At 71.8% G+C, this 25,866-nt stretch carries 22 protein-coding genes and 1 pseudogene; 10 read left to right on the top strand and 13 right to left on the bottom strand.

The window, feature by feature from the left end; all coding sequences use genetic code 11:
• Positions 1-99: 99 nt before the first annotated feature.
• From ACFY0P_RS23820 to ACFY0P_RS23800, 5 genes are all read right to left on the bottom strand, one after another.
• Entirely contained in the window at positions 100-2,007 is a 1,908-nt protein-coding gene (locus ACFY0P_RS23820; protein WP_388916500.1) for a hypothetical protein, read from the bottom strand.
• Between the two features lie 282 nt (positions 2,008-2,289).
• A complete protein-coding gene (locus tag ACFY0P_RS23815; RefSeq protein ID WP_388916497.1) occupies positions 2,290-3,051 on the bottom strand; it encodes an SDR family NAD(P)-dependent oxidoreductase in 762 nt (253 codons plus the stop codon).
• Entirely contained in the window at positions 3,048-4,349 is a 1,302-nt protein-coding gene (gene hisD, locus ACFY0P_RS23810) for a histidinol dehydrogenase (protein WP_388916494.1), read from the bottom strand. The genes ACFY0P_RS23815 and hisD overlap by 4 nt, the downstream gene beginning before the upstream one ends.
• 29 nt (positions 4,350-4,378) lie before the next feature.
• The gene (locus ACFY0P_RS23805; protein WP_388916491.1) at positions 4,379-5,314 is read right to left on the bottom strand and encodes a VOC family protein; all 936 of its coding nucleotides are present in this window, start codon (positions 5,312-5,314) and stop codon (positions 4,379-4,381) included.
• Positions 5,311-6,276, bottom strand: a complete 966-nt coding sequence (locus tag ACFY0P_RS23800; RefSeq protein WP_388916488.1) for a fumarylacetoacetate hydrolase family protein — start codon at positions 6,274-6,276, stop codon at positions 5,311-5,313. Before ACFY0P_RS23800 ends, ACFY0P_RS23805 begins: the two co-directional genes overlap by 4 nt.
• Before the next feature lie 276 nt (positions 6,277-6,552).
• Between ACFY0P_RS23800 and ACFY0P_RS23795 the strand changes: the two genes are divergently transcribed.
• From ACFY0P_RS23795 to ACFY0P_RS23760, 8 genes are all read left to right on the top strand, one after another.
• Positions 6,553-6,858, top strand: coding sequence for an antibiotic biosynthesis monooxygenase family protein (locus tag ACFY0P_RS23795; RefSeq protein WP_388916485.1), 306 nt, complete (start codon positions 6,553-6,555; stop codon positions 6,856-6,858).
• 49 nt (positions 6,859-6,907) lie between these two features.
• Positions 6,908-8,032, top strand: a complete 1,125-nt coding sequence (locus ACFY0P_RS23790) for an FAD-dependent monooxygenase (RefSeq protein WP_388916482.1) — start codon at positions 6,908-6,910, stop codon at positions 8,030-8,032.
• Entirely contained in the window at positions 8,029-9,033 is a 1,005-nt protein-coding gene (locus ACFY0P_RS23785) for an amidohydrolase family protein (RefSeq protein ID WP_388916479.1), read from the top strand. Before ACFY0P_RS23790 ends, ACFY0P_RS23785 begins: the two co-directional genes overlap by 4 nt.
• Entirely contained in the window at positions 9,030-9,866 is an 837-nt protein-coding gene (locus tag ACFY0P_RS23780) for a cyclase family protein (RefSeq protein WP_388916476.1), read from the top strand. The genes ACFY0P_RS23785 and ACFY0P_RS23780 overlap by 4 nt, the downstream gene beginning before the upstream one ends.
• A gap of 8 nt (positions 9,867-9,874) precedes the next feature.
• The gene (locus ACFY0P_RS23775) at positions 9,875-11,245 is read left to right on the top strand and encodes an FAD-binding oxidoreductase (protein WP_388916473.1); all 1,371 of its coding nucleotides are present in this window, start codon (positions 9,875-9,877) and stop codon (positions 11,243-11,245) included.
• Positions 11,246-11,251: 6 nt separating this feature from the next.
• A complete protein-coding gene (locus ACFY0P_RS23770) occupies positions 11,252-12,208 on the top strand; it encodes a fumarylacetoacetate hydrolase family protein (protein WP_388916470.1) in 957 nt (318 codons plus the stop codon).
• 184 nt (positions 12,209-12,392) lie between these two features.
• Positions 12,393-13,376 (top strand): LysR family transcriptional regulator, encoded by a 984-nt coding sequence (locus tag ACFY0P_RS23765; RefSeq protein ID WP_388916467.1) that lies wholly within the window; start codon positions 12,393-12,395, stop codon positions 13,374-13,376.
• A gap of 55 nt (positions 13,377-13,431) precedes the next feature.
• Positions 13,432-14,202, top strand: a complete 771-nt coding sequence (locus tag ACFY0P_RS23760; RefSeq protein ID WP_388916464.1) for an SDR family NAD(P)-dependent oxidoreductase — start codon at positions 13,432-13,434, stop codon at positions 14,200-14,202.
• Between the two features lie 3 nt (positions 14,203-14,205).
• Here the strand turns inward: ACFY0P_RS23760 and ACFY0P_RS23755 are convergent, their stop codons facing one another.
• The 5 genes from ACFY0P_RS23755 to ACFY0P_RS23735 all read right to left on the bottom strand — a co-directional run bounded on the left by ACFY0P_RS23755 (position 14,206) and on the right by ACFY0P_RS23735 (position 19,442).
• Positions 14,206-15,126, bottom strand: a complete 921-nt coding sequence (locus tag ACFY0P_RS23755) for a hypothetical protein (RefSeq protein WP_388916462.1) — start codon at positions 15,124-15,126, stop codon at positions 14,206-14,208.
• 163 nt (positions 15,127-15,289) lie between these two features.
• Positions 15,290-16,807: an MFS transporter gene (locus ACFY0P_RS23750; protein ID WP_388916459.1), complete on the bottom strand. Its 1,518-nt coding sequence runs from the start codon at positions 16,805-16,807 to the stop codon at positions 15,290-15,292.
• Positions 16,808-16,820: 13 nt separating this feature from the next.
• Positions 16,821-17,288, bottom strand: coding sequence for a VOC family protein (locus ACFY0P_RS23745; protein WP_388916456.1), 468 nt, complete (start codon positions 17,286-17,288; stop codon positions 16,821-16,823).
• Between the two features lie 6 nt (positions 17,289-17,294).
• A complete protein-coding gene (locus ACFY0P_RS23740; protein ID WP_388916453.1) occupies positions 17,295-18,065 on the bottom strand; it encodes an SDR family NAD(P)-dependent oxidoreductase in 771 nt (256 codons plus the stop codon).
• A 123-nt stretch (positions 18,066-18,188) separates the two neighbouring features.
• Positions 18,189-19,442: a cytochrome P450 gene (locus ACFY0P_RS23735; protein WP_388916450.1), complete on the bottom strand. Its 1,254-nt coding sequence runs from the start codon at positions 19,440-19,442 to the stop codon at positions 18,189-18,191.
• Between the two features lie 405 nt (positions 19,443-19,847).
• On the opposite strand from ACFY0P_RS23735, the gene rho reads away from it, so the two are divergent.
• Both rho and ACFY0P_RS23725 read left to right on the top strand, forming a co-directional pair.
• Entirely contained in the window at positions 19,848-20,996 is a 1,149-nt protein-coding gene (gene rho, locus ACFY0P_RS23730) for a transcription termination factor Rho (RefSeq protein ID WP_388916447.1), read from the top strand.
• A 121-nt stretch (positions 20,997-21,117) separates the two neighbouring features.
• Positions 21,118-21,963, top strand: a pseudogene (locus ACFY0P_RS23725) (D-alanyl-D-alanine carboxypeptidase family protein); the annotation flags it as partial.
• An 89-nt stretch (positions 21,964-22,052) separates the two neighbouring features.
• On the opposite strand, the gene ACFY0P_RS23720 reads toward ACFY0P_RS23725, so the two are convergent.
• From ACFY0P_RS23720 to ACFY0P_RS23710, 3 genes are all read right to left on the bottom strand, one after another.
• Complete coding sequence (locus tag ACFY0P_RS23720; protein ID WP_388916444.1) at positions 22,053-23,405, bottom strand: glycosyltransferase 87 family protein; 1,353 nt, start codon at positions 23,403-23,405, stop codon at positions 22,053-22,055.
• Complete coding sequence (gene mptB / locus ACFY0P_RS23715; RefSeq protein ID WP_388916441.1) at positions 23,402-24,796, bottom strand: polyprenol phosphomannose-dependent alpha 1,6 mannosyltransferase MptB; 1,395 nt, start codon at positions 24,794-24,796, stop codon at positions 23,402-23,404. The genes ACFY0P_RS23720 and mptB overlap by 4 nt, the downstream gene beginning before the upstream one ends.
• Before the next feature lie 350 nt (positions 24,797-25,146).
• Positions 25,147-25,671, bottom strand: a complete 525-nt coding sequence (locus tag ACFY0P_RS23710; RefSeq protein ID WP_388916438.1) for a flavin reductase family protein — start codon at positions 25,669-25,671, stop codon at positions 25,147-25,149.
• Positions 25,672-25,866 lie beyond the last annotated feature (195 nt).

Raw genomic sequence — 25,866 nt, 5'->3', positions numbered from 1 at the left:
TCGGCGCCGGACACGGCGCAGGCGCGGTCCGTGGAAGGGACCGCGCCTGCGGCCGGGTGGCACCCGTCGGCAGCGGGTGTCACCGCACGGCGCCGGATCTCACGCCACGGTGAGCGTGAGGGCACCCGTGTAGGTGGAGCCGGCCGTGATCGCCGTCTCGGTGCCGTCGACCGTCAGCTTCACGGACTTGCCGCGCGGCGCCCGCACGGCGGCGTCGGCCGCGAGGGTGAGGCTGGTCAGGTACGACGTCCCGGTGACCGTCCAGGTCGAGCCGCTGTTCAGCTTCACCACCACGCCGTTGTTGACGGCGGCCTGCACGGTGTTGGTGACGATGCCCAGCTCGTAGAAGGTGGACGAGTCGATCGAGGAGACCCGGTGCTTGGCCCGCGTCGCCGAGATGACGCCCTCGACAGTGGAGTCCTCGAAGGTGAGGACCATGTTCTTGCCGTTGCGCATGCCGTTGTAGAAGTCGCCCTTCAGCCCGATGGAGCTGAATGTGGCGGCGCCGTCGGTGGAGTGGACGGCGGTGACGTCGAACGACGAGTTCTTCACCGGGTCGGTGGCGGGCTCGGTGTACACGCCGATGTTCATCATCTTGCCGTTGACGTTGACCGGGCCCGGGTCGTCCAGCTCGATCATCTGCAGGATGATGCCGTCGCGCGGGTTGAGCCGGGCGCCCTGCGAACCGTCCACCGAAATGGTGGTCTGCTGGCCCTTGTTGAGGAAGGTGGCCCGTTCGGAGTTGATGACGGTGCCGCCGTCCAGGGTGAGTTCCCCGGCGCCGAAGAACATGTAGCCGAAGTGGCCGGAGTTGACCACCGTGCTGCGCTCCGGGATGCTCCGCAACTCGGCGTCGGACAGTCCGAGTTCGAGCTCGGTGTTGAGCGCGGCGAGGGCGTCGGGGGTGCTGTCGCCGTAGTGCACGACGGCGGCCGGCCCGGCGATGATCGTCGCGTACGAGCCGACGTCGAAGCGGGAGCCGAGCACACGGACCGTGGCGTCGCCGATGGCGTAGGTGCCGTACCCGTAGTCGCCGGTGTTGCCGACGTGGCTGTTGATCGCGGTGAGCTTCAGTCCGCTGCCGCCCTCCACGGACAGCGCGCCCCAGGTCTCCGAGAACACGGTCGAGTCGAGGTAGGTGGCGATGCTGTTCTTGCCGATCAGGTTGGTGGCGCGGACGTTGCCGTCCAGGCCCAGCATCCAGGGCACCGACTCCATGTACGGGGTCTCGACGGTGGCCTGGTAGTCGGAGGGCAGGACGCCGTTGCGGGCGCGCAGGAAGGAGTTCTTGACGAGGACGTTGGCGCCGCCGTCGGCGATGACGGTGGTGCGGACCACGCCCTTGTTGCTGATCCTGGCGCCGTCCACGACCAACTTGGTCGCGGAGCCGTCGCCGACCACGGCGGCGCCGTACCCGGCGAAGTCCGAGCGGCCGTTGCCGTCGAGGGTGATGGTCGGGCTCTGGAGGGTGTAACTGCCGCTCTCGACGTACACGCCGTTGAAGCACTCGCCGGTGGAGGCGATCGACACGCCCCGGGCGGCGATGTCGGTGACCTTGCCGCCGCGCACGGCGGACAGGACGGACTTCGCGGAGTCGACCCCGTCGGAGCCGACGTAGAGCGCCTGCCGGAACGGGAAGGTGAGCGTCTGGTAGGTGACGTCGTTGGACTCGGCGACCGTGAGGACGACGTCGCCGCGGTAGGTGCCGGCCTGGATGAGGGTCCCGGTGGCGCCGGTCGCGGTGAGCAGCTGGCCGGTCTCCACGCCGTCGACGGTGAGGCTGATGTCGTACCCCTCCGGGGCGACGATCTTGCCGCCGTCCCCGATGGTCAACCGGCTCACCTGGGTGGTCGCGGCGAGCTCGTAGGTCTCCCCCGCGGCGACGGAGATCGTCCTGCCCGCCGCCTTCGGCGCGGCGGTGGCGGTACCGGAGGCGACCGGAACGAGCACGGCCGCTGCGGTGGCGGAACCGGCGATCAGGAACGAGCGTCGGGATATCAGCGTCATTGCAGGCCTTTCCACGGGTGGAGTGCGCCGTCGCGCAGAGTTACGAGTCGCCCGTCGAAACCAAGGCGACGAAAGCACCTGAGGTGTGCAGGTGGGAGTGAATCAGCCCTGGGAAACCCGGGACAGACATCGCACACACGCATCCCGGAACCCGATGCCTCGGATCGCGCCGCCGAGTTCATGGCGCTCACACAGAGTGGCCACAGGCCTGGACGACGGGCACGCACGACGGCGAGGCGGACGCCCGCATGCCGTCCACCTCGCCGTGTCCCTGTACGTGGTCTACGCCGGTGCGATCATCCCCGCCGACAGGTCGATGTCCGCCCCGCACAGTCCGGGCATCGCCAGCATGGCGACCAGCGCCCGCGCGACCTCGTCCTCCTCCACCAGCCTCCCGAGCGCGGCGCGGGAGGCGAAGTCCCGTTCCGCCTCCTCGACGGTGCAGCCGGTGAGTTCGGCGGTGAGCCGGAAATTGCGGTCCATACGGGGCCCCCGGACCGGGCCCGGGGAGAGGGAGTTGACCGCGACGCCGTGCGGGCCCACCTCGCCGGCCAGCGTCCGGGTGAGGCCGATCAGCGCCATCTTGGACGCGGTGTACGGCGTCCGGTTGAGCAGCGGGCGTTTGCCGCTGACCGAGGCGACGTTGACGATGTCGCCCCGCCCGGCGGCGAGCATGGGCGGCAGGAACGCCCGGCACATGAGATAGACGCCGCGGACGTTGGCGGCGAACACGTCGTCCCACTCGCCGGGTTCGATGTCGACCAGGGGCCGGACCGGCCCGGCGACGCCGGCGTTGTTGACGAGCAACGACACGTCTTCGTCGGAGAGTTGCGCGGCCAGGGTGCGGACGGCGGCGGGGTCGGAGACGTCGCACACGGCTGTACGGGCCGCCTCGCCCACCTTGGCCGCCGCCTCGGCGAGGGCCTGCTCGTTCCGGCCGACCAGGATCACCCGGGCCCCGGCCTCGGCGAGAGCCAGCGCGAAGGCCCGGCCCAGCGGCCCTCCCCCGCCGGTGACCAGGGCCGTACGGCCGTCCAGGCTCACGCTTCGTTCCACGGCAGCGCGTCGCCCGCGGCCTTCGCGGCCCGTACGTCACCCGAGCGGGCGTGGCCCTCGAACAGCTCGACCCGGGAGGCGCGCCCGCACAGCCGCCCGAGCAGGGCCTGCGAGGCGGTGTCGGTGACCTCCTGGTAGGTGACCGTCTTGAGGTACTTCCCCACCCACAGACCGCCGGTGTAGCGGGCGGCACCACGTGTGGGCAGCACATGGTTCGTGCCGATGACCTTGTCGCCGAACGACACGCACGTGCCCTCGCCGAGGAACAGGGCGCCGTACTGGGTCATCCTCTCCAGCGCGAGGCGCGGCTCGGCGGTCAGCACCTCGACGTGTTCGAAGGCGAACGCGTCGGCGAGTTCGTACAGTTCGTCGATCGAGCCGACGACGTGCACCTGGCCGTGGTCGCGCCAGGCGGGCTCCGCGTAGTCGCGGGTGGGCATGGAGGGCAGGATGCGCTCGACCTCGGCGATGGTCCGCTCGGCGACCTCGCGGGAGGTGGTGATCAGGACCGCCGGGGAGTCCGGGCCGTGCTCGGCCTGGGAGAGCAGGTCGACCGCGCAGACGAACGGGTCGGCCTGGCCGTCGGCGAGGACCAGGATCTCGGTCGGTCCGGCGAACAGGTCGATGCCGATCTCGCCGAAGAGCTGGCGCTTGGCCTCGGCGACATAGGCGTTTCCGGGACCTGCGATCAGGTTGACCGGCTCCATGGTGTCGGTGCCCACGGCCATCGCGGCCACCGCCTGGACGCCGCCGAGCAGCCAGATCTCGTCGGCGCCCGCGAGGTGCATGGCGGCGACGGTGGCGGCGGGGATCTCGCCGTGGATGGGCGGGGTGCAGGCGACCACGCGGGGCACGCCGGCCACCTTGGCGGTGACGATGGTCATGTGGGCGGAGGCGGTGAGCGGATAGCGGCCGCCGGGGATGTAGGCGCCGGCCGCCTGTACCGGGATGTGCTTCTGGCCGAGCCTCACGCCCGGCAGCGTCTCCACCTCGAACTCGCCCAGGGAGTCCAGCTGGCGGCGGGCGAAGGTGCGGACCTGCTCCTGCACGAACGTGATGTCGCCGATGACCTGCCGGGGCACCGAGGCGACGATCTTCTCGACCTCCTCGGCGCTCAGCCGGAAGGAGTCGGGGCTCCACTTGTCGAACTTCTCGGAGTACTCGCGGACCGCCGCGTCACCGCGCTCTCGGATGTCCGCGATGACACCGGTCACCGTCTCACGCACCTGGTCGAGGGAGGCGGCCACCTCGGCCCGGGGCACGGCGTGCTTCAGGATCTCTGCCACAACTGCGGCCTTTCTCGGAAGGTTCGGGGTCAGACCGGGGGCGCTTCGAAGAGCACGTCGGGGTCGTTGAACTGCTCCTTGGCGACCGACTCGCTCATCGGGTCGGCGGTCCCCCACTGGTCCTGGGTGATCGGGTCGTCCACGTCGTGCCGGCCGGGGTGCCACAGGTCCTCTTCGAGGACGGCGAGTTCGGTGGTGTACTCGACGGTGTTGCCGTGCGGGTCGTGGAAGTAGGAGAAGGTGTTGTCGCCCGCCAGGTGCCGTCCCGGGCCCCAGGTGAGCCGGGTCCCGGCGCGCAGCGCACGGCCGGTGCCGCGCATGTACTCCTCCACCCCCCGCATCTCGAAAGAGGCGTGGTGCAGCGACACATGGGGCCCGCGCGCGATGGCGAAGGAGTGGTGCAGCGGGCTGCATCGCAGGAAGTACATGAGGTCACCCATGTGCGTGGAGTACAGGGTGTCGGTGAGCCGGAAGCCCAGGTGCCGGATGTAGAAGTCGCGCAGCCCCTCCGGGTCCTGGGAGTTGACCACACAGTGGGAGAGCCGCACGGGGATGGCCTCGCGCTCCTCGATCTTGCGGTGGGTGCGGGTGGCCACGTCGGCCGAGACCTCCACGACCCGCCCGTCGGGGTCGAAGAAACGCAGCCCGTGGCCGCCGCCCGGGGTGTCCAGCGCCCGCGGCTCATGGATGATCCGCACCCCGGCCCGCCCCAGCCGCACCGCCAGCTCGTCGACGGCCGCCGGTGACACCGCGCCGAAGGCGACGAGGTCCATCCGCTTGCGCTCGTCCTCGCGGATGCGGACGATGTACTGCTCGGGGCTGCCCTCGGCGGCGAAGAACGCGATGCCGCTGTCGTTCGCGACCTCGGTCAGGCCCCAGGTGGTGCCGTAGAAGGCGCGCTGGCCGGCGAAGTCCGGTACGGCCAGGTCGACATGGCGCAGATGGGTGATGGGCTGGAAGCTCATGCGTGGCTCCTGACGGTGTTGCGCTGATGGCCGAGGCCGGTGATCTCCGCGTCGATCACGTCTCCGGGCTTCAGGAAGACCCCCCAGTGCGCGCCGTTGCCGGCCGGGGAACCGGTGAGCAGCAGGTCGCCGGGGCGCAGCGTGGTGGTCGTGGAGGCGTAGGCGATCAGCCGGGGAATGTCGAAGATCATGTCCTTGGTGGACTCGTCCTGCCGGGCCACCCCGTTGTGCCGCAGTGTGATCCGCAGGTCGCCCGGATCCCCGACGAAGTCCGCCGGGACCAGGAACGGCCCGGTCGGCAGGAAGGTGTCGGCGTTCTTGGCGGTGAACCAGTCCGTGCCGATGGCCTTCAGGTCGGGCCGGTACAGCCGGTCACGGGTGGTGAGGTCGTTGCTGATGGTGTATCCGGCGACGTACGACATCGCCTCGGCGGCCGGGATGTTCTTTCCCGGCCTCCCGATGACCAGGGCGAGTTCGAGCTCCCAGTCGTGCTGTTCGCCGAGCTCGGGCAGCACGACGTCGTCGTACGGGCCGCACAGTGCGCGCGGTGAGCCGAGGAAGAGGTAGGGGACGCCGTCGCGGATCCGCTCGTCCATCATCTTCTCGGCGTCGGCGCGGGCCTCCTCCGCCGTGGCACCGTGCACGCTCTCCTTCTCGGCGGCGACCAGGTCGACCACGTGCTTGCGGTAGTTGGCGCCGCTCTGCAGGATCTGGCCCGGTTCGATCGGCGTCAGGACCCGTAGGTCGGCCAGGTCGTGCCAGGCGCCGTCGGTGGCCGCGGCCAGCTCGTGCAGGCGGGGCAGCCAGGTGTCCCAGTCCTCGACCAGCGCGCGTACCGACGCGACCAGGGCGGAGAGGTCGCGGACCCGCGTGCCGGCGACCAGGCCGGGGAAGGCGGCTGCGCCGTCGCTGAAGGTGCCGAGCGCGAAGGGTCCGGCGTGGGAGGGGGATGGTTCGGGCACGGGCGGCTCTCCTCGTACGGGTGGGGGCTCGCCTTCGACGCTAGGCATCGGGCACGGTCGGCGGAAATGGCCGTTCACGATGGCTGCCATCGCCTGCGCACCCGTCCCCCGCCTGCGCCGGTGTGCGGCCGCGGCCTGCATCGATGTGCGGCGCGCTGCGTGGGACCGCCATCGCCGTCGGGGATGGATGACGTCCCCCTTGTCGATGCCTGGATCCGTTGACCCTGCACCTACCGCCGATCAGGCTCGATGCCACCCCGAACCGAGGAGCACACCGTGGTAGTCGAGCACGCCGAGCTGACCGTCGAGGAAGGCCGGGAAGCGGAATTCGAGGAGGTCTTCGGCACGGCACGCGAGGTGCTCGCCGAGGCGGACGGGTTCCGCTGGGCCGAGCTGCTGCGCGGCGAGGAGCGGCCGCGGACCTTCCTGCTGCTCGTCGGCTGGGAGTCGGTCGAGGCGCACACGGCCGGCTTCCGGGAGTCGGAGCGGTTCGCGCGCTGGCGGGCCCTGGTCGGCCCGTTCTTCGCCGCCCCGCCGGCCGTCGAGCACTACCACGAGCTGGGCCCCCGCTTCACCGGCTGAAGGCTGCCGACCCCCACCACCTGTCTTTCTACTTTCGCAAGGATCGCCCATGCCCGTGAACAAGGTGCTCGTCGTCGGCGGCGGCATCACCGGAAGCGTGCTGTGTCTCGCCCTCGCCCAGCGCGGGGTCGAGGTGGAGCTCGTCGAGGTCTCGCCCCGGTGGTTCGGGGTGGGCCATGGCATCACCATCCAGGGCAACGCGCTCAAGGCGCTGCGTTCGGTCGGCGTGCTGGACCGGGTGCTGGCCCGTGCGGTGCCGTTCGACCTCATGCGGCTGCGCCGGGCGGACGGCGGTCTGATCACCGAGCTGGAGACCCCGCACACCGGCGGCGCGGACCTGCCGTCCACGGCGGGCGCGCTCCGGTCCGATCTGCAGGACGCGCTGTGCGACGCGGTGTACGCGCACGGCGTCACCGTCCGGCTGGGCCTGAGCGTGCGCGGCCTCGACCAGTCCGCCGATCATGTGGATGTGACCTTCACCGACGGCTCCGCCGGACGCTACGACCTGGTGGTCGGCGCGGACGGCATCAACTCGGCGATGCGCGCGCTCATCGGCATCTCGGCGAAGCCGCACCCCGTCGGTATGTCGATCTTCCGGGTGGTGGCCCGGCGCCCCGCCGAGATGGACTGCGCCGAGGTGTACTACGGCGGTCCCCGCTACAAGGCCGGCTACAGCCCGATCTCGGACGATCAGTGCTACGCCTACCTCCTCGACGAGAACCTGGACGCCTCCCTGATCGGCCCGCGCGCGTCGCTGGACCTGCTGCGCGAGCGTGGCGCCGGGTACGGCGGCACCTGGGGGAGGATCCTCGCCTCGCTGCCGGACGACACGGCGGTGGACTACCGCTGGATCGAGGCGGTGCTGGTCGACGAGGACTGGCATCGGGGCCGGGCCATGGTGATCGGTGACGCGGCGCACGCCTGCCCGCCGCTGATCGCGCAGGGTGCCGCGATGTGCATGGAGGACGCGGTGCTGCTGGCTGACCTGGTCACCGCCGACGAGCCGGTGGACAGGGCTCTCGAACGGTTCATGGCCCGGCGGCTGCCCCGCGTCCGCATGGTGCTGGACAACTCCCTCCAGCTCGCCGAGTGGGAGATCCACCCGGACACCCCGGGCGCCGACCCGGCCCGCATCATGTCGGAGACGCTCTCCTGCCTGACGGTGGCCGCATGAGCACGCCCGTCGTCGACTTCCACGGTCATCTCGCGGTCCCCGAGGCCGACGCCCTGGTGGCCGGCACCGCGGGCTTCGCGGCCGAGCTGGCCGCCGAGCAGCGCGGCCACTCCCCCGAGTCACTGGCCGCCAACCGGGCTCAACTCCAGGGGCTGGCAGGGAAGTTGACGGATCCGGACAGCCGGCTCGCCGACCTCGACGCGATGGGCGTCGACCTTCAGGTGGTCGGCCCGATGCCCATGCACCACTACTGGGCGGGCCCCGGTCTCGCGGTGCAGTTGGCCCGTACCGTCAACGAGGCGGTGGCCGCGCACTGCGCCGCCGCACCCGGCCGACTGTACGGCCTCGGCACGGTACCGCTCCAGCACCCCGATCTCGCGGTCGCCCTGCTGGACAAGGCGGTCACCGAGCTGGGCCTGTACGGCATCAGCGTCTCCACCACCGTCGAGGGCCGGGAGCTGGCCGACTCCGCGCACGACGACGTCTGGCTGAAGGCCGAGGAACTGGGCGCGGTCGTCTTCGTCCACCCCTGGGGCTGCTCGCTCGGCGAGCGGCTCGCCTCGAACTACCTGGGCAACACGGTCGGACAGCCCACCGAGACCACGGTCGCGCTCTCCCACCTGATCTTCACCGGGGTCCTGGACCGTTTCCCGCGCCTGAAGCTGGTGGCTGCGCACGGCGGCGGCTATCTGCCGACGTACATCGGCCGCTCCGACCACGCCTGGCGGGTACGGCCGGACGCGCGCGGCTGCGCCGAGCCGCCCAGCTCCTATCTGCGGCGGATGTGGTTCGACGCCCTCGTCTACACCCCGCGTGCGCTGCGCCATCTGGTCGAGGAGGTGGGCGCGGACCGGGTGGTGCTCGGTACCGACCACCCGTTCGACATGGGTGTGACCGACCCGGTGGCCCGTCTGGACGCGGCCGGCCTCGACCCGGCCGAGCGGGACGCGATCGCCGGGGGCAACGCGCTGGATCTGCTGCTGAAAGGACACACCCGATGATCCTGGGGCCCGTCGACGAAGAGCTGGCCAAGGCCCGCGCCGCCTACCGCAACCGGGGCCGCTGGGGCGAGGACGACGTGCTGGGCACGCTCAACTTCGCCGACGACGCGATCCGCGCGCACGCCGCGGGCCTGGTACGGCGCGGCCGCTCGTTCTCGCTGGCGCAGGGGATCGACGCGACCGGCCCCCAAGCCGCCACACGGTGGCACGGGTTGGGCCGCGGCCACGACACCGAGCGGGCGTGGCACGGCAGTCCGCGCACCACCGCCGACGACGGCGACTGCGTGACCGGCATCGAGCACCTGCGTGACGCCTTCACCGGCCGCGGGGTGCTGCTCGACGTCGGCCGGGCGGTCGGCGACGCGCGGGGTGAACTCGCAGACGGCTTCCCCATTCTGGAGGAGCACCTGCGGGACACCGTCGAGGCGCAGGGTGCCACCTCGAGTGTGCGCCGGGGTGACATCGTTCTCGTCCGCACCGGACAGCTCGGCCGGGTACGGCGGCTCGGTACCTGGGACGGGTACGCGGCCGGTGCCGCGCCCGGTCTGTCCTTCACCACCCTCGGCTGGCTGCATCGCACGGAGATCGCGGCCGTCGCCGCCGACACGTGGGGCCTCGAAGTCCGGCCGTACGAGTTCACCGAGCCGGTGTCGTCGCCTCTGCACCGGATCGCCGTCCCCGACATGGGCCTGCCGCTGGGCGAGATGTGGGATCTGGAGGCCCTCGCGGCGGACTGCGCGGCCGACGGTGTCTACGAGTTCCTGCTGGTCGCGGCGCCCCTGCCGGCGACCGGCGCGGCCGGTGCCCCCGTCAATCCCATCGCAGTCAAGTGAGCCGCCTTGTGAACACGAACCGATTCTCCGGCACCCTCCACCTCCCCGGTGACGAGGACTTCGAGGAGGCCGTGTACGGCAGGGTCTTCAACGCCCGCCGCCCGGTCGACCGCATCCCCGCCGCCGTACTGTGGGCGGTCACCGAACAGGATGTCGTCGAGGGTGTACGGCTCGCCCTGGAGCGGGGCTGGCAGGTCGCGGTCCGCTCCGGCGGGCACAGCTGGGCCGCCTGGTCGGTGCGCCGGGACGCGCTGCTGATCGACCTCGGCGGCTTCCGCGAGATGGCGTACGACGAGACGACCGGGATCGTGACGGCCACCCCCAGCGTCAAGGGGGGCGACGAACTCAACCCGTATCTGGGTGAGTTCGGGCGCTTCTTCAACGGCGGGCACTGTCCGTCCGTCGGGATCGGCGGCTTTCTCCTCCAGGGCGGACAGGGCTGGAACGCGCGGGGCTGGGGCTGGGCGGCCGAGAACATCGTGGCGATCGACGTCGTCACGGCGGACGGCGAGCTGGTCCGGGCGGACGAGAGCCGGCACAGCGACCTGTTCTGGGCGGCGCGTGGGGCGGGCCCCGGCTTCTTCGGCGTCGTCACCCGTTTCCATCTGCGCACCCGACCCCTGCCCAGGCACCTCGCGCACACCGTGCACGCCTACCCGCTGGACCTCTTCGACGAGGTCATGACCTGGCTGCACGACACCCATCACACCGTCTCCGACCTGGTCGAGATCGTCGCCCTCACCCAGACCCCGCCCGACCTCGACGGACCGGTGCTGCTGGTCACGGGTGTCTCGATGACGGACAGCCCACAGGAGGCGGCCGAGGCGCTCGCACCGCTGCACGCCAATCCGTACGCGGACCAGGCCCTGTTCCGCATCGAGGCCCAACCCACCACCCTCGCCGAGCAGTTGACCGGCCAGCGAACCGCCAACCCCGAAGGCCACCGCTACTTCGTGGACAACGCCTGGCTGACCGGCAGCGCCGAGGAGGTCGTCCCGGCGATCCGCAAGGCGTTCACCGAGCACCCGACCCGGCAGACCTTCACCATCTGGTTCTCCATGGCACCGCTGCGGCAACTCCCCGACATGGCCTTCTCGTTGCAGTCGGAGATCTACTGCGCCAGTTATGTCGTCCATGACGACTCCGGGCGGGACGCGGAGCTGCGCGGCTGGCTGGACGAGGCGATGGCGGCGATGCAGCCGGTGACCGCGGGCCAGTATCTCGGCGACTCCGACTTCACGGTACGGCAGTTGAGGTTCATGGGTGACGAGCAGTGGCGGCGGCTGAACGAGATCCGGGCCGCCCGCGACCCCAAGGGCGTGTTCGCCGGCCATCTGAGCGCCGGGACCGTCACCAACACCAACCACTGGGAGCAGTGAGCAGCGATGCGTTTCGCGACATACGAGCACGAGGGCGAGGAGCGCGCCGGTGTGGTGCGGGACGGGGTGATCCACCCGCTGCCCGACGGGGTGAGCGTCCTGACGCTGGTCGAGGCGGGTGGGCTGTACGCGGCCGGCATCGAAGCCCTGGACGCACCTGGCGAGTTGACGGTCGATCAGGTGCGGTTGCTGCCGCCGCTGAAGCCACCGTCCATCCGGGACTTCGTCGGGTTCGAGGCGCACATCGAGGGTGTGTCGAAGTCGCTGGACGGCCTGGAGCACGTGCCCGAGGAGTGGTACCGGGCGCCCAACTTCTACTTCACCAACCCGCATGCCGCCTACGGCGCCCGCGACGACGTGCCGGTCCCGGCCGGCTGCTCGGTGCTGGACTTCGAGCTGGAGGTCGGCGTGGTCATCGGCCGCAGCGGCCGGGACCTCACCCCCGGGCAGGCGAGGGACCACATCATCGGCTACCTGGTCTTCAACGACTGGTCGGCCCGTGATCTGCAGAAGCCGGAGAAGAACCTCGGCCTGGGTTTCTCCAAGGGCAAGGACTTCGCCAACACGCTCGGCCCCTACCTGGTCACCGCCGACGAGGTCGAGGACCGGCGGGATCCGGACGGGTTCCTGGACCTGGAGATGACGGTCACCCTGAACGGCGAGCTGATCGGCCGGGACACCCTCGCCAACGTCTCCTGGACCTTCGAGGAGATGATCGCCTACGCCAGCCGGGACGCCTGGGTACGCCCCGGTGACATCCTCGGCTCGGGCACCTGCGGCTGGGGGGCGCTGGCGGAGTTCTGGGGGCGGCTCGGGGAGCGTACCCCGCCCCCGCTGAGGCCCGGCGACGAGGTGACGCTGACGGTCGAGGGGCTGGGCACGGTGTCCAACCGGATCGTGCCCGGGCGGACGGACGCGTACCTTCCGCGGGCCCGCAAGAGGGGCCGCACCCCGCGCCCCTAGCACCCGAAGCTGTGGGGGGCCTGTGGTGCGCTCAGGCCCTCCACCTGCGGGTATCCGGCGACGGGATGCCTGGCATCGCATCTTCCTGCCAGTCGCCCCGACCCCCTTCCTCGACGGCCGTCCGCTGGTTAACCTCGCGTTTCACCGAAGCTTCAAGGACGTGGCCGGCCGGAAGGGGACACTCGTGGGTCTCGGAGCGATCGATCTCAATCTTCTGGTGGCACTGGAAGCGCTCCTGGAGGAGAAGAACGTCACCCACGCCGGTGTACGGTTGTCCACCAGCCAGTCCGCGATGAGCGGCTCGCTGGCCCGGCTGCGCCGGCACTTCAACGACGAGCTGCTGATCCGGGTGGGCCGCGAGTACGAGCTGACACCGCTCGCGGAGCGGCTGCTGCCGGTCGTCCAGGGCTCGCTGCAGAAGGCCGAGGAGGCCCTGTCGCTGACCCGGCACTTCGACCCGGCCCGCAGCCGCCAGCGGTTCTCCGTGGTCATGTCGGACTACGTGATGACGGTGTTCGTGGAGCCGCTGCTGCGGGTCATCGCGGCCGAGGCGCCGGGCGTGCGGATCGACTTCCATCCGATCGTCGACGGGCAGCTGGAGACCGAGACGCATCTGCGCTGCCACGACCTGATGATCGTGCCGCTCGGCTACCAGCTGCCCGGCGTCAGCGAGGCCGTGATGCACGACCGGTTCGTGTGCATCGTCGACCCGGGCAACCCGCGCCTGGTGGACGGCCGGCTCACCCTCCGCGACCTCGCCGAGATGCCGCACGCGGCCTGCGCCATCGGCAAGAGCCACACCCCCGCCGAGCGCCAGCTGGAGACCCTAGGGATCACCCCGAAGGTGCAGGTCAGCACGCCCGGCTTCAGTGTGCTGCCGTTCCTGGTGAGCGGTACGGACCTGGTGGCCATGGTCCCGGAACGGCTGGCCCGCCGCTACGAGGGTTTCGCGCGCTGTGCGGTCGTACCGGCGCCGTTCCCGGACGTACCGCTGGTGGAGGCCATGTACTGGCACCACAACCGGCACGCGGACCCGGCGCACCGCTGGCTGCGGGACACGGTCCGCAGGGTCGGCGCGGCGCTGGGCGAGGAGGCGCCGCCGGAGATCGCCGAGGCGGATGCCACCCATCCGGAGAGCGCGTTTCCGGAGCTGTCCGCGGCTTCCTAGCGTGGACCGGAGGACATCTCCGCACGCCCCCCTGGGAGGAAACACCGTGGAAGCCGTGAGCCGCACGCGCCTGGCGGGCCGTACCGTCGTCGTCACCGGAGCCGCACAGGGCCAGGGGGCCGCGGAGGCGGCCGCGGCCGCCCGGGAGGGCGCGACGGTGATCGCGACCGACGTGCTCGACGAGACCGGCGAGAAGCTCGCCGCCTCCCTGCGCGCCGACGGCCTGGACGTCCGGTACGTCCACCTGGACGTGACCTCGCCGGACGACTGGGCGGCCCTGGCGGCGTCCCTGGACACCGTGCACGGCCTCGTGAACAACGCGGGCATCCCGATGCGGGCGCGGCTCGGCCACGTCGAACTCGGCGACTGGAACCGGGCGTTCGCCGTGAACACCACCGGCGCCCTGCTCGGCATCCAGGCCCTCGCCCCGCTGATGCCGGCCGGTTCCTCGATCGTGAACGTCGGTTCGGTCGCCGGGCTCACCGCGCACCACGCGGTGGCGTACACGACCAGCAAGTGGGCGCTGCGGGGCCTGTCCAAGGTGGCGGCCCTGGAGCTGGCCCCGCGCGGCATCCGGACGAACATCGTCCACCCGGGGTACATCGAGACCCCGCTGATGGCCACCGCCAACCCGGTGTTCGTCGCCGCCCACCTCGCCATGACGCCCCAGGGCCGTCCGGGCACGGTCGACGAGGTGGCGCCGCTGGTCGTCTATCTCCTCTCCGACGAGGCCTCGTACGTCAACGGCGCGGAGATCACCGTCGACGGCGGCTACGCGTCGCACGGCCCGGTGAAGGCGATCACCAACGCCCTCGACCAGGTCTGAGCCTCAGTCCTTGAGCTGCTCGAGCGTGGACTTGGTGTCGGTCTTCAGCCAGCCGGTCACGTCGTCGAGGGTCGGCGGGTCGGTGTCGCTGTCGTACGAGGAGAAGTACGCGCTGTAGCTCATCGAGTACGTCATCCAGCCGTCCCGCACCGCGAGCGTGGCGTACCGCGCGCCGCTGGTGGTGGAACCGTTGCTGGTGTCCTGGGTGACCAGGTAGGCCTCGTCGCCGATGCCCTGCACGGGCGTCACGTCGTAGTCGCTGTGGCTGTCGCCGTAGTTCTTCCAGGTGGCCGTGAACTCCGGTGCGGGGTCGGTCTTCTTGTGCAGGTCGACCTCCAAGGAGAGGTAGGCGTCCCCGTAGCTGGAGCTGGTCTTCTTGAGACTGAGACTGCAGTAGCTCTGGTCCAGCGCGGGGTCCTTCATCACGTTCTTCGTCGGGGACGAGTCGTCCACGGGGTACTCGTCCTTGAACGACGAGTAGTCCGCGCTGGAGCAGAGGTTCGCGGGCGCCCGGTAGCCGCGCAGGTCCGCACTGCTCCCGAAGCCCCCGGTCAGGAAGAGTCCGGCCGCCCAGCCCGCGGAGGCGACCACCGCGCCCACGACGGCCCACAGCACGGCTCTGCCCGCCGCGTTGCCGCCGGTCGCCGGCGGTGCGGCCGGCGGCGGGTAGCCGTAACCGGGCTGCACGGCATAGGGGTTGGCCTGCTGCGGCGGGGCGGCGGCCTGGTTGACGACGGTGGGCTGGGCGTAGGGGTTCTGCGGGGGTGGCGACTGCGGACTCGGGTACGGGTACGCGGTCGGCTGGGGCTGCGGCGGTGCCGCCGGGGGCTGGTCCGGCTGCTGCGGAGGCGGCGAGGACTGCTGCGGGGCCGACGACGGCTGCTGCTGCGGAGAGGACTGCGGCTGCTGCGGTGGCGTGGACATGTCGTGAAGATACGGCATAACCGGACGTCAAGTCCCCGTCAGAACGGGATCGTTATGGTCCGGGGACATCCGTTACCGGCCAACCCATGCCTGTTACAGGCCAGTTGGGTACGCACGCGGAAAGGCCGGGGCGGGCGCCCCGGCCTTCTCGTCGCGTCCGGCGTCAGGCGGACGCCGGCTGCACCGGCACCTGGGCCGCCGCTCGTGCGGTGTTCTTGCGGACCAGCAGCAGGGTGACCAGCGCACCGAGCAGTGAGGCGCAGCCGCAGATCACCACGCCGAGGGCCATGCCATGCGCGAGGGCGTCCTGCGCGGCGGCCTTGGCGCTGCCGCTGCCCGCGTTGACCACAGCCAGCGGTCCGGCCGCGGCCTCCATGCCGGCGTCGGCGCCGCTCAGCTTGCCGACCAGCGCGGAGGAGGCCGCGCTCATCGCGATGGTGCTGATCACGGCCGGGCCGAGGCCCTGGCCGAACTCGCGGACCAGGCTGGTCGCGCCGCTCGCCATGCCGGTCATCTCGATCGGCACGGCGTTGACGGCGGCCGAGGTCAGCGAGGAGACCACGCAGATGAAGCCGACGCCGAGCAGCAGCACCGGGCCGATGAAGGCCGCGAGGGAGGTGGTGGTGATGGGCAGCGCGGCGATCCAGAACTGGCCGGCGGCCATAGGCAGCAGACCGCCCATCAGCAGCCAGCGCGGCTCGACGCGGGTGAGCATCTTGCTGAGCACCGGCGCGAGGAGCAGCGGGATCAGCTGGAGGATCACGAACGGCATGCCGGCGCGCAGGGCGCTGAGGTGCATCACCGCGCCGAGCCGGATGGAGACGCAGTAGGCGGTGCCGATGAAGCCGAACATGCCGGTCAGTGCGACCACCGCGGCCGCCGCGAACGACGGGATCCTCAGCAGCTCCAGGTTGAACATCGGGGACTCGGCCCGCCGCTCCGCCATCACGAAGCCGACCAGGGCCACGGCGGCGAGGGCCAGCGCGAAGACGATGGACGGGCTGCTCCAGCCACGGTCGCCGCCCTCGATGATGCCCCACAGCAGGGCGGTGAGGCCGACGGCGATGCTGATCTGGCCGGGCCAGTCCAGGGCGCGGCCCTCGGGCGCCTTGGAGTCGGTGACCAGGGCCCAGCAGGAGATGCCGACCGCGATGCCGAGGACGACCGGCGGCACGAACGCCCAGCGGAAGTCGGCGACCGTGGCCAGGATGCCGGAGGAGAGCGGACCCACGGCGGAGGCGAGGGAGATGCTCAGCGCCCAGGTCGAGACCGCCTTGGCGCGGTCCTTCTCCTCCGGTGTCGCGGCCGCGATGACGGCGAGGGAGCTGGGGAAGAGCGCGGCGGCGCCGATGCCGGCGAGGGCCTGCCCGATCCAGAGCATGGTGATGTTCTGGGAGGTGGCGTTGAGGAGTTCACCGATCGCCAGCACGAATCCGCCGAGGACCAGCAGCCGCTTACGGCCGAACAGGTCGCCCACCACACCGAAATTCAGTTCCAGAATCGCGGTGGGCAGAATGAATGCCGAGGTGACCCAGGCGACCTGCGATCCCGAGGCTCCGAATGCGTTCTGGATTTCCCCGTTGATGGGCGAGGGGACGGTAATGCACAGCTGCGCGGCGGCAACTGCCAGACAACAGGCTATGAGCGTGCCCACGTCCAGTTTCTTCACAGCGTTGGTCATTCCCTGCTCCATCTCACGGGTTAACGGTGGTGCCGCGCTCTTCGACTTCGGCGAGTTCGCCGTGCCCGCCGAGTTCGCCGCGTTCTATGAGTTCGATGAGATTTCCCTCGGGGTCCTTGACCCAGGCCATCCGCACCCCCGGTTCGGGGGACGGACCTGGGGCGAGGACCTCGCCCGCCCCGAGGGCCGTCAACGCGGTGTACACGGGGTCGAGTTCGGGGGTCGTGACCGCGAAGTGCCCGTACCCCTCGGTGAGGACGGCGGCCATCGGATCCGGTGCCCTGAGGCCGGGCGCGGACCCGGGCCTGGCGAGCAGTTCGAGCCGCCAGCCGTGCGGGTGTTCCAGGACGACACCGGTCAGTCCGGGGCCGTCGAGACGGAACTCGAAGACGGTCCTCAGGCCGAAGGCCGTTTTGTACCAGTCGAGTTGGGCAGGCAGGTCGCGCACGTTGACGCCCACGTGGTCGAGTCGTGCGTGCATCCGCGCTCAGCCCGCCATCGCGCTGTCGCCGCCGTCGACCATGAGGTTGGCGCCGTTGACGAAGGCCGCCTCGTCGGAGCAGAGGAAGGCCGCCGCGCGGGCGATGTCCTCGGGCTGTCCGACCCTGCCGACCGGGATCCTTGCCTCCAGCCGGGCCTTCGGGCCGTTCGGGTCGTCGAGGAAGGGTGCGGTGGCCGAGGTGCGGGTCATGCCGGGGGCGACGGTGTTGACGCGGATGCGGTGCGGGGCGCCGGCCGCGCACAGGTGCTTGCTCATCGCGAGGACCCCGCCCTTGGCTGCGCCGTGCGGCACCATCGGCATGAACGGCGCGCCGCGCACGGCGGCCACGGAGGCGACGTTCAGGACGGCCCCGCCGCCGCGTGCGATCAGGTGCGGCCAGGCGGCCTGCGTGCAGAAGTAGGGGATGTCCAGCTCGTTCCTGATGGTGAAGTACCAGTCTTCGGCGGGCATCGTCCCGAAGGGGCCGTTCCGCAGCGCGGAGGCGTTGTTGTAGAGGATGTCGATCCCGCCGAATTCCGCGATCCCGGCCTCGATCCACTCCCGCGCCCCGGCCTCGGTGGAAAGGTCGACCGGCGCCAGGGAACGCATGACTCCGCCGGCCTTCTCGACGAGTTCCACGGTTTCCGCGGCGCTCTTCTCATCGATGTCGCAGCCGAATACGGTGGCGCCCTCCGCCGCGAACACCTGTGCCGCGGCCCGGCCGATTCCAGCCCCCGTTCCACTGATGAAAGCGATTTTTCCGGCCAGTCGACCCATGATTGCCAAGTCCCTTGTCCATGCCGCCGAAGTGCGGTGGTGGCAGCGTAGGTAGGGCCTATGGCCAGAACAAGAAATGCGTCAGCGAAACGCCATCGGGGGTTCGTATGGCTGGTATGCGCCTCAGCCGCCGGGCCGGGGGCGCAGCCGGACCGGGAGGGCGCGCACGCTGTTGCCGACGAAGCTGGCCTGCCGGGTGAGGCGGTCCTCGGGGACGGCCAGGTCCAGGGCCGGGAAGCGGTCGAAGAGCCGCTCCAGGGCGACCGTGGCCTCCAGTCGGGCCAGCGGGGCGCCCAGGCAGTAGTGGGCGCCGTGGCCGAGGGAGAGGTGGCGGACGGCGTCGGGGCGCATGGGCCGGGTGACGTCGAACCGGCCGGCGTCCGGGCCGTGCGCGGCGGGGTCGCGTCCGGCGGCCGAGTAGCCGGCCAGCACCGGGGTGCCCGCGGGGATCACCGTCCCGTCGACGGTGAGGTCCCGCACGGGATACCGGAACGGGAAGTAGCTGACCGGCGCGTCCCAGCGCAGCGTCTCCTCCACCACGTCCGCCCAGCCCGCGTCGCCCTTGCGGACGAGTTCGAGCTGGTCGCGGTGGCCGCACAGGGCACGCACGGCGTTGGTGATCAGGTTGAGGGTGGTCTCGTGCCCGGCGATGATCATCAGGACCAGGGTGCCGATCAGCTCCTCCTGACCGAGCCGGTCGCCGTCCTCGTCCCGAACGGCGATCAGGGCGCTGGTGAGGTCGTCGCCCGGGTGGTCGGCTCGGGCGGCGGCGACCGCGGCGAGGACGGCGACCAGTTCCCGGTTGGCGGCGACGGCCTCGGCGGGGCCGATGTCGGTGGCCACGACCTGGTTCGTCAGGTGGTGCAGCCGGTCGCGGAACTCCGCGTCCACACCGAGGAGTTCACCGATCACGCCCATGGGCAGCGGCAGCGCGAAGTGCCGGCGCAGGTCGGCGACACCGTCACCGTCGGCCGCGGCCCGCTCCAGGTCGCCGAGCAGGGCGCCGGACAACTCCTCGACCCGGGGCCGGAGTTCCGCGACTCGGCGCGGGGTGAAGGCCCGGCTGACCAGTCCGCGCAGCCTGCGGTGGTCGGCGCCGTCGGCGGTGGTCATGCCCCGCACGGTGGCGAAGGTCAGCAGCGGCCAGCCCGCGGGGACGCGGCCCTCCCGCAGCTGCGTGAAGTGCTGGACGTCCTTGGCGACGTCGGGATGCTGGAGGAAGTCCCGGAGCGCCTCGTGGCCGAGCACGGCCATGCCCTCGATGCCACCGGGCAGGACGACCGGGGCCACGGCACCGCGCGCCAGCAGCCTGGCGTTGTCGGCGTGCGGGCAGCCGCCGGCGGGGTCCAGTCGGTGCGGCACGGACGGGGTCTCCACCAGGGGGCTCCTGACAGCGGTACGACGCGGACACGGCCGATCGTAGGCGCCCGCGGGCTCCGGGAACGAGCTTTTCCCGGCCGGTGAGGCCAGGCACGCAGTGGCCGCCGGCGGGAATACCGGTGACCGGGGCCATGTTGACGATCGTGGAACCCTGGGTATAGTGCGATCAGCACGTGTGAGCGTCCCTCTGCCGGGCGCCGAGTGCAGGTTCCACTCCTCCAGCCGTATCGCCCGTCGCTTCCCGACCGGCTCACCGGCTTCTCAGCACCACCTCGTGACCTGGGCCTCTCCGCCGTTTCCGAGGTGCCGTTCCCCGCCGCACGGAGGCTGTGCAGATGCCCTCCCACTCGCGGCCCACTCCCCCTTCACCCATGTCTTCCGTCCTCGAAAGGACCACCTCTCATGACCACCACACTCGAACCCCCAGTACGTCAGCAGGACGGGCCCGCCGCCCGGCCCGTCACCGGTGTCCTCGACATCGACGCGGGCGGGAAGGGGCAGCTGCGGGCCCCGAGCTGCCTGCCCTCCTCCGCCGACCCGCAGGTCTCCCCGGCGCTGATCCGCCGTCACGGCCTGCGCAAGGGCGACCTCGTCGAGGGCGTCCGCGGCGACCGGCGCACGCTGACCGAGGTCACGCGCGTCAACGGGCGTACGCCCGGGGAACTGCGCGGCCGCCGGAACTTCCGCGACCTCACCCCGCTGCACCCGCACGAGCGGATCCGCCTCGAACACCCCGCCGCCGGGCTCGCCGGACGGGTCGCCGACCTGTTCGCACCGGTCGGCAAGGGGCAGCGCGGGCTGATCGTGGCCCCGCCGAAGACCGGCAAGACCGTGCTGCTCCAGCAGTTCGCGGCCGCCGTCGCCGGCAACCACCCGGAGTGCCACCTGATGGTGCTGCTGCTCGACGAGCGCCCGGAGGAAGTCACCGACATGCGGCGCTCGGTGCGCGGCGAGGTGTACGCCTCCACCTTCGACCGGCCCGCCAAGGAGCACATCGCCCTCGCCGAACTCGTCGTCGAGCGCGCCAAGCGGCTCGTCGAGGAGGGCAAGGACGTCGTCATCCTTCTCGACTCCCTGACCCGGCTGTGCCGGGCCCACAACAACGCGGCCGCCTCCAACGGCCGTACCCTCAGCGGCGGTGTCGACGCCGGCGCGCTGCTCGGCCCGAAGCGGTTCTTCGGCGCCGCCCGCAAGGCCGAGGAGGGCGGCTCGCTCACCATCCTGGCCACCGTCCTGGTGGACACCGGCTCCCGGGCCGACGGCTACTTCTTCGAGGAGCTGAAGAGCACCGGCAACATGGAGCTGCGCCTGGACCGCGAGCTGGCCTCCCGGCGGGTCTTCCCCGCCCTGGACATCGCCCCCTCCGGCACCCGCCGCGAGGAACTCCTGCTCACCCCGGCCGAGTTGACGACCGTGCGCGGACTGCGCCGGGCCCTGCAGAGCCGGGAGGGCACCCCGGGCGGGCTGGAGACGCTCCTGGGACGCATGAAGGAGACCCCGGACAACGCGACCTTCCTGCGGCGCGTGCAGCCGACCCTGCCGGCGGGCTGAGACCGGGGCGCCCCTCCCGGTGGGGTCACACCGGCCCGGGCGTGCGGCATCCGGGTTGCTCACCGCGTCCGACCGGCCCAGGCAGCGCGCCGTACACCGCCTCCGTTCCTACGTTGATCATATGACGATCGGATTCCCTGACCGATTCCCTCGGCGAGCGGCGGTGACGACCTGCTCCGTCTGCCTGGCGGGCCTGCTGGCGCTGACCCCCGGCACGGCCACCGCCGGCACCGCGGCGCTGGACCCGGCTCCGCCCCCGAGGGCGGTGGTGCCCGGACCGTCGCTGCTCTACCACTCCGGCACACAGGTGCGGCCGCACCCCGGCGCCCCGGAGCTCCCGGACCTGTCCGCGCTCTCCTGGCTGGTCGCCGACGCGGACACCGGCCAGGTGCTGGCGGCCGACCACGCACACCGCAGACTCCCGCCGGCCAGCACCCTGAAGACCCTTTTCGCCCTCACCGTGCTGCCCGTCCTGCCCGCCGACCTCCCGCACCGGGTGACGTCCGAGGAACTGGCGGACGTCCCCGAGGGCAGCAGCCTGGTCGGCGTCGAGGCGGGCCACACCTACCGGGTGTCCGACCTGTGGCGCGGGGTCTTCCTCAGCTCCGGCAACGACGCCGTGCACGTTCTCGCCGCGCTCGACGGGGGCTGGGAGCGCACCGCCACCCGGATGCAGGCCAACGCCCGGTCCCTGGGCGCCCTCGACACCCATGTCGAGTCCCCCGACGGCTACGACGCACCGGGGCAGGTCTCCTCCGCGTTCGACCTGGCGGTGTTCGGCCGGGAGGGGCTGCGCAACCCCGACTTCGCGCGGTACTGCTCCACCGCCCAGGCCCGCTTCCCCGACGGCACCGGCTGGTCGTTCGGCATCGAGAACACCAACCGGCTGCTGACCGGCGAGGACGGGGTGGGACGGTACCCCGGCCTGATCGGGATCAAGAACGGCTACACCAGCAACGCCGGCAACACCCTCGTCGCCGCCGCCCGACGCGGCGGGCGCACCCTCATCGTCACGGTGATGAACCCGCAGGACGGCGGTGTGTACGACGAGGCACGTCAGCTGCTCGACTGGGGTTTCGAGGCGGCCGGACGGGTCGACCCGGTGGGCTCGCTGGACGGTCTTCGGGCCAAGCCGCGGCCCCGGCCGGGCCCGAGCACCGTGCCGATGGCGGCGGCCACGGCGCCCGAGGACGGCTCCGACTGGTGGGAGACCGCCATCGTCGCGGGGTTCGCGGTGCTGGGCGCGGGCGCCGTCACCCTGACGGTGCGGCTCAGGGGCGAACGCTCCGGGCGGGACTGACCGGCCGGCAGGCCCAGCAGCAGGCCCAGCGTGATCCAGGTGTAGATGTTGCTGCCGAGGAACCCGTCGATGCCGGACGCGTCGTCGAACCACAGCCACACCACGCTGGTGCACATCACCGCGTAGAGGGCGCCCGCGACCCGCGGGTGCCCGGCACGGGCCAGCAGCGCGAACGACGGCAGCACCCACACCAGGTGGTGCACCCAGGTGATCGGGCTGACCAGGCAGGCCGCGAGACCGGTGAGCGCGAAGGCGGCCGTCCAGTCGCCGACCGCCACGGCCTTCCGGGTCCGCCACGCCCACACGGCCAGGGTGAGCAGCACCACGATCGCCCACAGCGGCTTGTCCGGATGGCCGAGCCGGGCCAGTACGCCCTGCAGCGACTGGTTCGAGACGTAGTCGAGCCGGCCGACCCTGCTGGTGTCCCAGAGTGCCTGGGTCCAGTAGAAGCGGGACGCCCCGGGGTCGGCCCAGGCCGCGAGCCCGGTCGCGGCGAGCGCCACGGCCGTCGCGACACCGGCCGCCCGCCACTTGCGGCCGATCAGCAGCATGAAGATGAACAGGGCCGGCGTGAGCTTGATCGCGGCGGCGAGCCCGATGCCGATCCCGGCCCAGCGGCCCCGCCCGCTGCGCAGCAGACAGCAGTCGGCGAGCACCAGGGCGAGCAGTACCAGGTTCACCTGGCCGAAGCTGAAGGTGTCCCGCAGCGGCTCGAACAGCGCCAGCCCGCACAGGACCAGCGCCCAGCGGTACCAGCCCAAGCGCCGCCAGCCCGGTCCGGCCAGGATGCGCAGCACGAACGCCAGCGCGGCCAGGTTCAGCAGCAGCGAGGCCGCGATGGCCAGGTGCAGCCCCACCAGCGCCATGGGCAGCATGCCGACGGCGGCGAACGGCGGATACGTGAACCCGTACGTCGTCCCGGGCACCCGGTAGTCGTAGATCCGCCCGCCGTGATGCACCCAGGTGTGCACGGTGCCGTAGTACACGCGCAGGTCGAACCAGTCACGCAGCAGCGGCACGGTGGCCGTGAACACGGTCACGGCGGCGACGAGGACGAGAACGAGCAGCAGCCGCCCCCGGTCGGTCTGCGGCCAACTCGGGCCCCTCATGCCGTACGTCCCACGGCCGGGGCCTGCGCGGCCTGGTGGGCCTGCCACAGCACGACCACGCCGAGCACCCCGCCGGAGACGGCGAGGACCAGCTGACCGATGTCGGCGGGGCCGCCGCTGGGCAGCACGGCGAGGGCGAGGACTCCGGTGACGGCCGCCACCCGGTGCCGTACCGAGGTGCTGGGCGCCGCTGCCGCTATCAGGAACAGGCCCCAGATGGCGTACCACGGGCGGATCGCCGGCCCGAAGGCCGCGACCGCGGCCAGGCTCAGGCCGAGGGCGTAGACGGGGCGGGGCCGCAGCCGGACCCATATCACCAGCACGGTCACGGCGGTCAGCGCCAGTCCGAGCAGATGCCAGGCCGGGACGGCGAGCGGCGCGAGATCGCTGCCGAAGTGTTCGAGGACCCTGCCCGTGGCCCGGCCCAGCAGGCTGCTGAGCGCCCAGTTGTGCGGGGAGACGGGTGTGTCGAGCGCCCTTATCCATCCGTATCCCGTCCCGGCGACGGCGGTCGCCACCACCGTCGTCACCCCGGACGCGACCGCCGTCGTCAGGGTGGCCCGCGCGGGACTGCGGCCCCGGCGCGCCTGTACGACGATCACCGCGAGCAGACCGAGTGCGGCGGGTGCCTTCACCAGCGCCGCAAGCGTGACCAGTACGGCGCCCAGGAACGGCCAGCGGCCGAGCGCCGCGACCAGGCCGAGGCCGAGCAGACCGAGCATGATCGCGTCGTTGTGGGCGCCGGCGACCAGGTGCAGCAGCACCAGCGGGTTGAGGGCGCCGAGCCAGAGCGCGGCGGCCGGGTCGGCACCGCTGTGCCGGGCGAGCCGGGGCAGCGCGGCCGCCATCAGGCCGACGCCGAGCAGGGCGACCAGTCGCATCCCGAAGAGTCCGGCCGGGAGTTCACCCCGGGTCAGCCCGGACAGCAGCGAGGCCACCCCCATGAACGCGGGGCCGTAGGGGGCCGCGGTGTTCTGCCACACCGGTGCGACCTCGTCGGCCAGCGGGCCGCCGAGCTGGGCGGGTCCCGAGGTGTAGACGTCCATGTGCGCGTCGACCATGGCGCCCTGCGCGAGGTAGCTGTATACGTCCCTGCTGAACAGCGGGGGCGCCAGCAGCAGCGGGGCCGCCCAGACGGCGAGGACCAGCAACAGCTGCCGCGGGGTGGGCGGTTCGGCGCTGCGCACGAGGCGGCCCAGCAGCAGCCACGCCGCGATCAGCAGCACGACGCCGAAGTAGACCCCGACCAGGCCGAACGCCGCCTGCACGGAGCTGGGTGCGAGCAGATCCTCCACGGGCAGGGCACCGGCTGTCTCACCTCCCAGGGCCAGGAAGGCGGTGCCGGCCAGGCCAAGCACCTGGCAGCGGCGTAGATCGACGGGAAAAGCCATGGCCAACACTGGGTCAGCGTGTCAATGGCGGGTGGCCGGAAAGCGACGGGGTGTTTTCTTGGGAGCGGCCTGGTTGTTACCTGTGGGTGGTGGATCGCGGTCGGGAGCGGGTGGGTGGGGCTGAGCGCGCCCACGCGGCGGAGCCGTACATCGGGACCGGCCCGTGGTCCGGCAGGCGCGCACCGCCCGCGGCGCCGTCCGGGCAGCGGTCCGCCGACGACCGCTGTCACGACGGTCACGGGCGGTTGTGGACTTCGGATCCCCCGCCGCCTCTCGCCTCGCGATGCGCCTGATGTCCGGCTGCCGACCGGCAACGGACATCCCCCGTGGGCCCCGGTTGCCGGCGCGGATCACGCCCGGAGGGTGTGGTAGGTGCCGTCGTGGTACAGCAGGGGCCGGTGGTCGGCGCCGATCGCCGCGTGCCGCACTCTGGCTATGGCCAGCCGATGGTCGCCCGCCGGTATGAGGCTCTCCAGGGAAAGCAGCAGCCAGGTGTCCACCCCCTCCAGTACGGGCTCGCCTCCGGGCAGGAGACGGTAGCCGGTCGGCGCCGCGAAACGGTCGATGCCGCTGGTGGCGAAGCGGCGGGCCAGGTCCTCCTGGCCGGCCGTCAGGAGGTGGGCCACGGCCGTGCCGCCGTCCCGCACGAAGGGCCAGCTGGATGCGGTGGTCGCGATGGCGAAGGAGACCAGCGGCGGGCTGAGCGACAGCGACACCAGCGACGTCGCGGTGAACCCCGCGGGACGCTTCCGGCCGGGCAGCGTAATGACGGCAACGCCCGCGGGATGGCCGCGGAACGCGGCCTTGAACCGCTCGGGCGCGACGGCGGGCTCCGGCGGCGCGGAGTCGACGGCGAACATCCTCGTCACGGACATGAGGACTCTCCTCTCGACAGGAGCTGCTGCTGACGTCGCGCCGGCGGGTGCGCCGTGCGCCCGGTGGGCGGGACAGGAGGAACCGGTGAGGCGGGGCGGGGGGGGGGGGGGGGGGCGCCCCCCCCCCCCCCCCCGGGGGGGGGGGGGCGGGCCCCCCCGGGGGTGGGGGGCCCCCCCCCCCCCCCCCCCCCCCCG

This window comes from Streptomyces sp. NPDC001714, assembly GCF_042892755.1.
Lineage (GTDB): Bacteria > Actinomycetota > Actinomycetes > Streptomycetales > Streptomycetaceae > Streptomyces.
Note: the sequence above shows the minus strand (reverse complement) of the source record. Positions and strands in the feature narration are given on the sequence as shown.

Bases quoted from the DNA above. Each gene is read 5' to 3' on its own strand.
- ACFY0P_RS23820 (WP_388916500.1), bottom strand. From the start codon at position 2,007: ATGACGCTGATATCCCGACGCTCGTTCCTGATCGCCGGTTCCGCCACC.
- ACFY0P_RS23805 (WP_388916491.1), bottom strand. From the start codon at position 5,314: ATGAGCTTCCAGCCCATCACCCATCTGCGCCATGTCGACCTGGCCGTA.
- ACFY0P_RS23790 (WP_388916482.1), top strand. From the start codon at position 6,908: ATGCCCGTGAACAAGGTGCTCGTCGTCGGCGGCGGCATCACCGGAAGC.
- ACFY0P_RS23785 (WP_388916479.1), top strand. From the start codon at position 8,029: ATGAGCACGCCCGTCGTCGACTTCCACGGTCATCTCGCGGTCCCCGAG.
- ACFY0P_RS23780 (WP_388916476.1), top strand. From the start codon at position 9,030: ATGATCCTGGGGCCCGTCGACGAAGAGCTGGCCAAGGCCCGCGCCGCC.
- ACFY0P_RS23770 (WP_388916470.1), top strand. From the start codon at position 11,252: ATGCGTTTCGCGACATACGAGCACGAGGGCGAGGAGCGCGCCGGTGTG.
- ACFY0P_RS23755 (WP_388916462.1), bottom strand. From the start codon at position 15,126: ATGTCCACGCCACCGCAGCAGCCGCAGTCCTCTCCGCAGCAGCAGCCG.
- ACFY0P_RS23750 (WP_388916459.1), bottom strand. From the start codon at position 16,807: ATGACCAACGCTGTGAAGAAACTGGACGTGGGCACGCTCATAGCCTGT.
- ACFY0P_RS23745 (WP_388916456.1), bottom strand. From the start codon at position 17,288: ATGCACGCACGACTCGACCACGTGGGCGTCAACGTGCGCGACCTGCCT.
- ACFY0P_RS23740 (WP_388916453.1), bottom strand. From the start codon at position 18,065: ATGGGTCGACTGGCCGGAAAAATCGCTTTCATCAGTGGAACGGGGGCT.
- rho (WP_388916447.1), top strand. From the start codon at position 19,848: ATGACCACCACACTCGAACCCCCAGTACGTCAGCAGGACGGGCCCGCC.
- ACFY0P_RS23720 (WP_388916444.1), bottom strand. From the start codon at position 23,405: ATGAGGGGCCCGAGTTGGCCGCAGACCGACCGGGGGCGGCTGCTGCTC.
- mptB (WP_388916441.1), bottom strand. From the start codon at position 24,796: ATGGCTTTTCCCGTCGATCTACGCCGCTGCCAGGTGCTTGGCCTGGCC.
- ACFY0P_RS23710 (WP_388916438.1), bottom strand. From the start codon at position 25,671: ATGTCCGTGACGAGGATGTTCGCCGTCGACTCCGCGCCGCCGGAGCCC.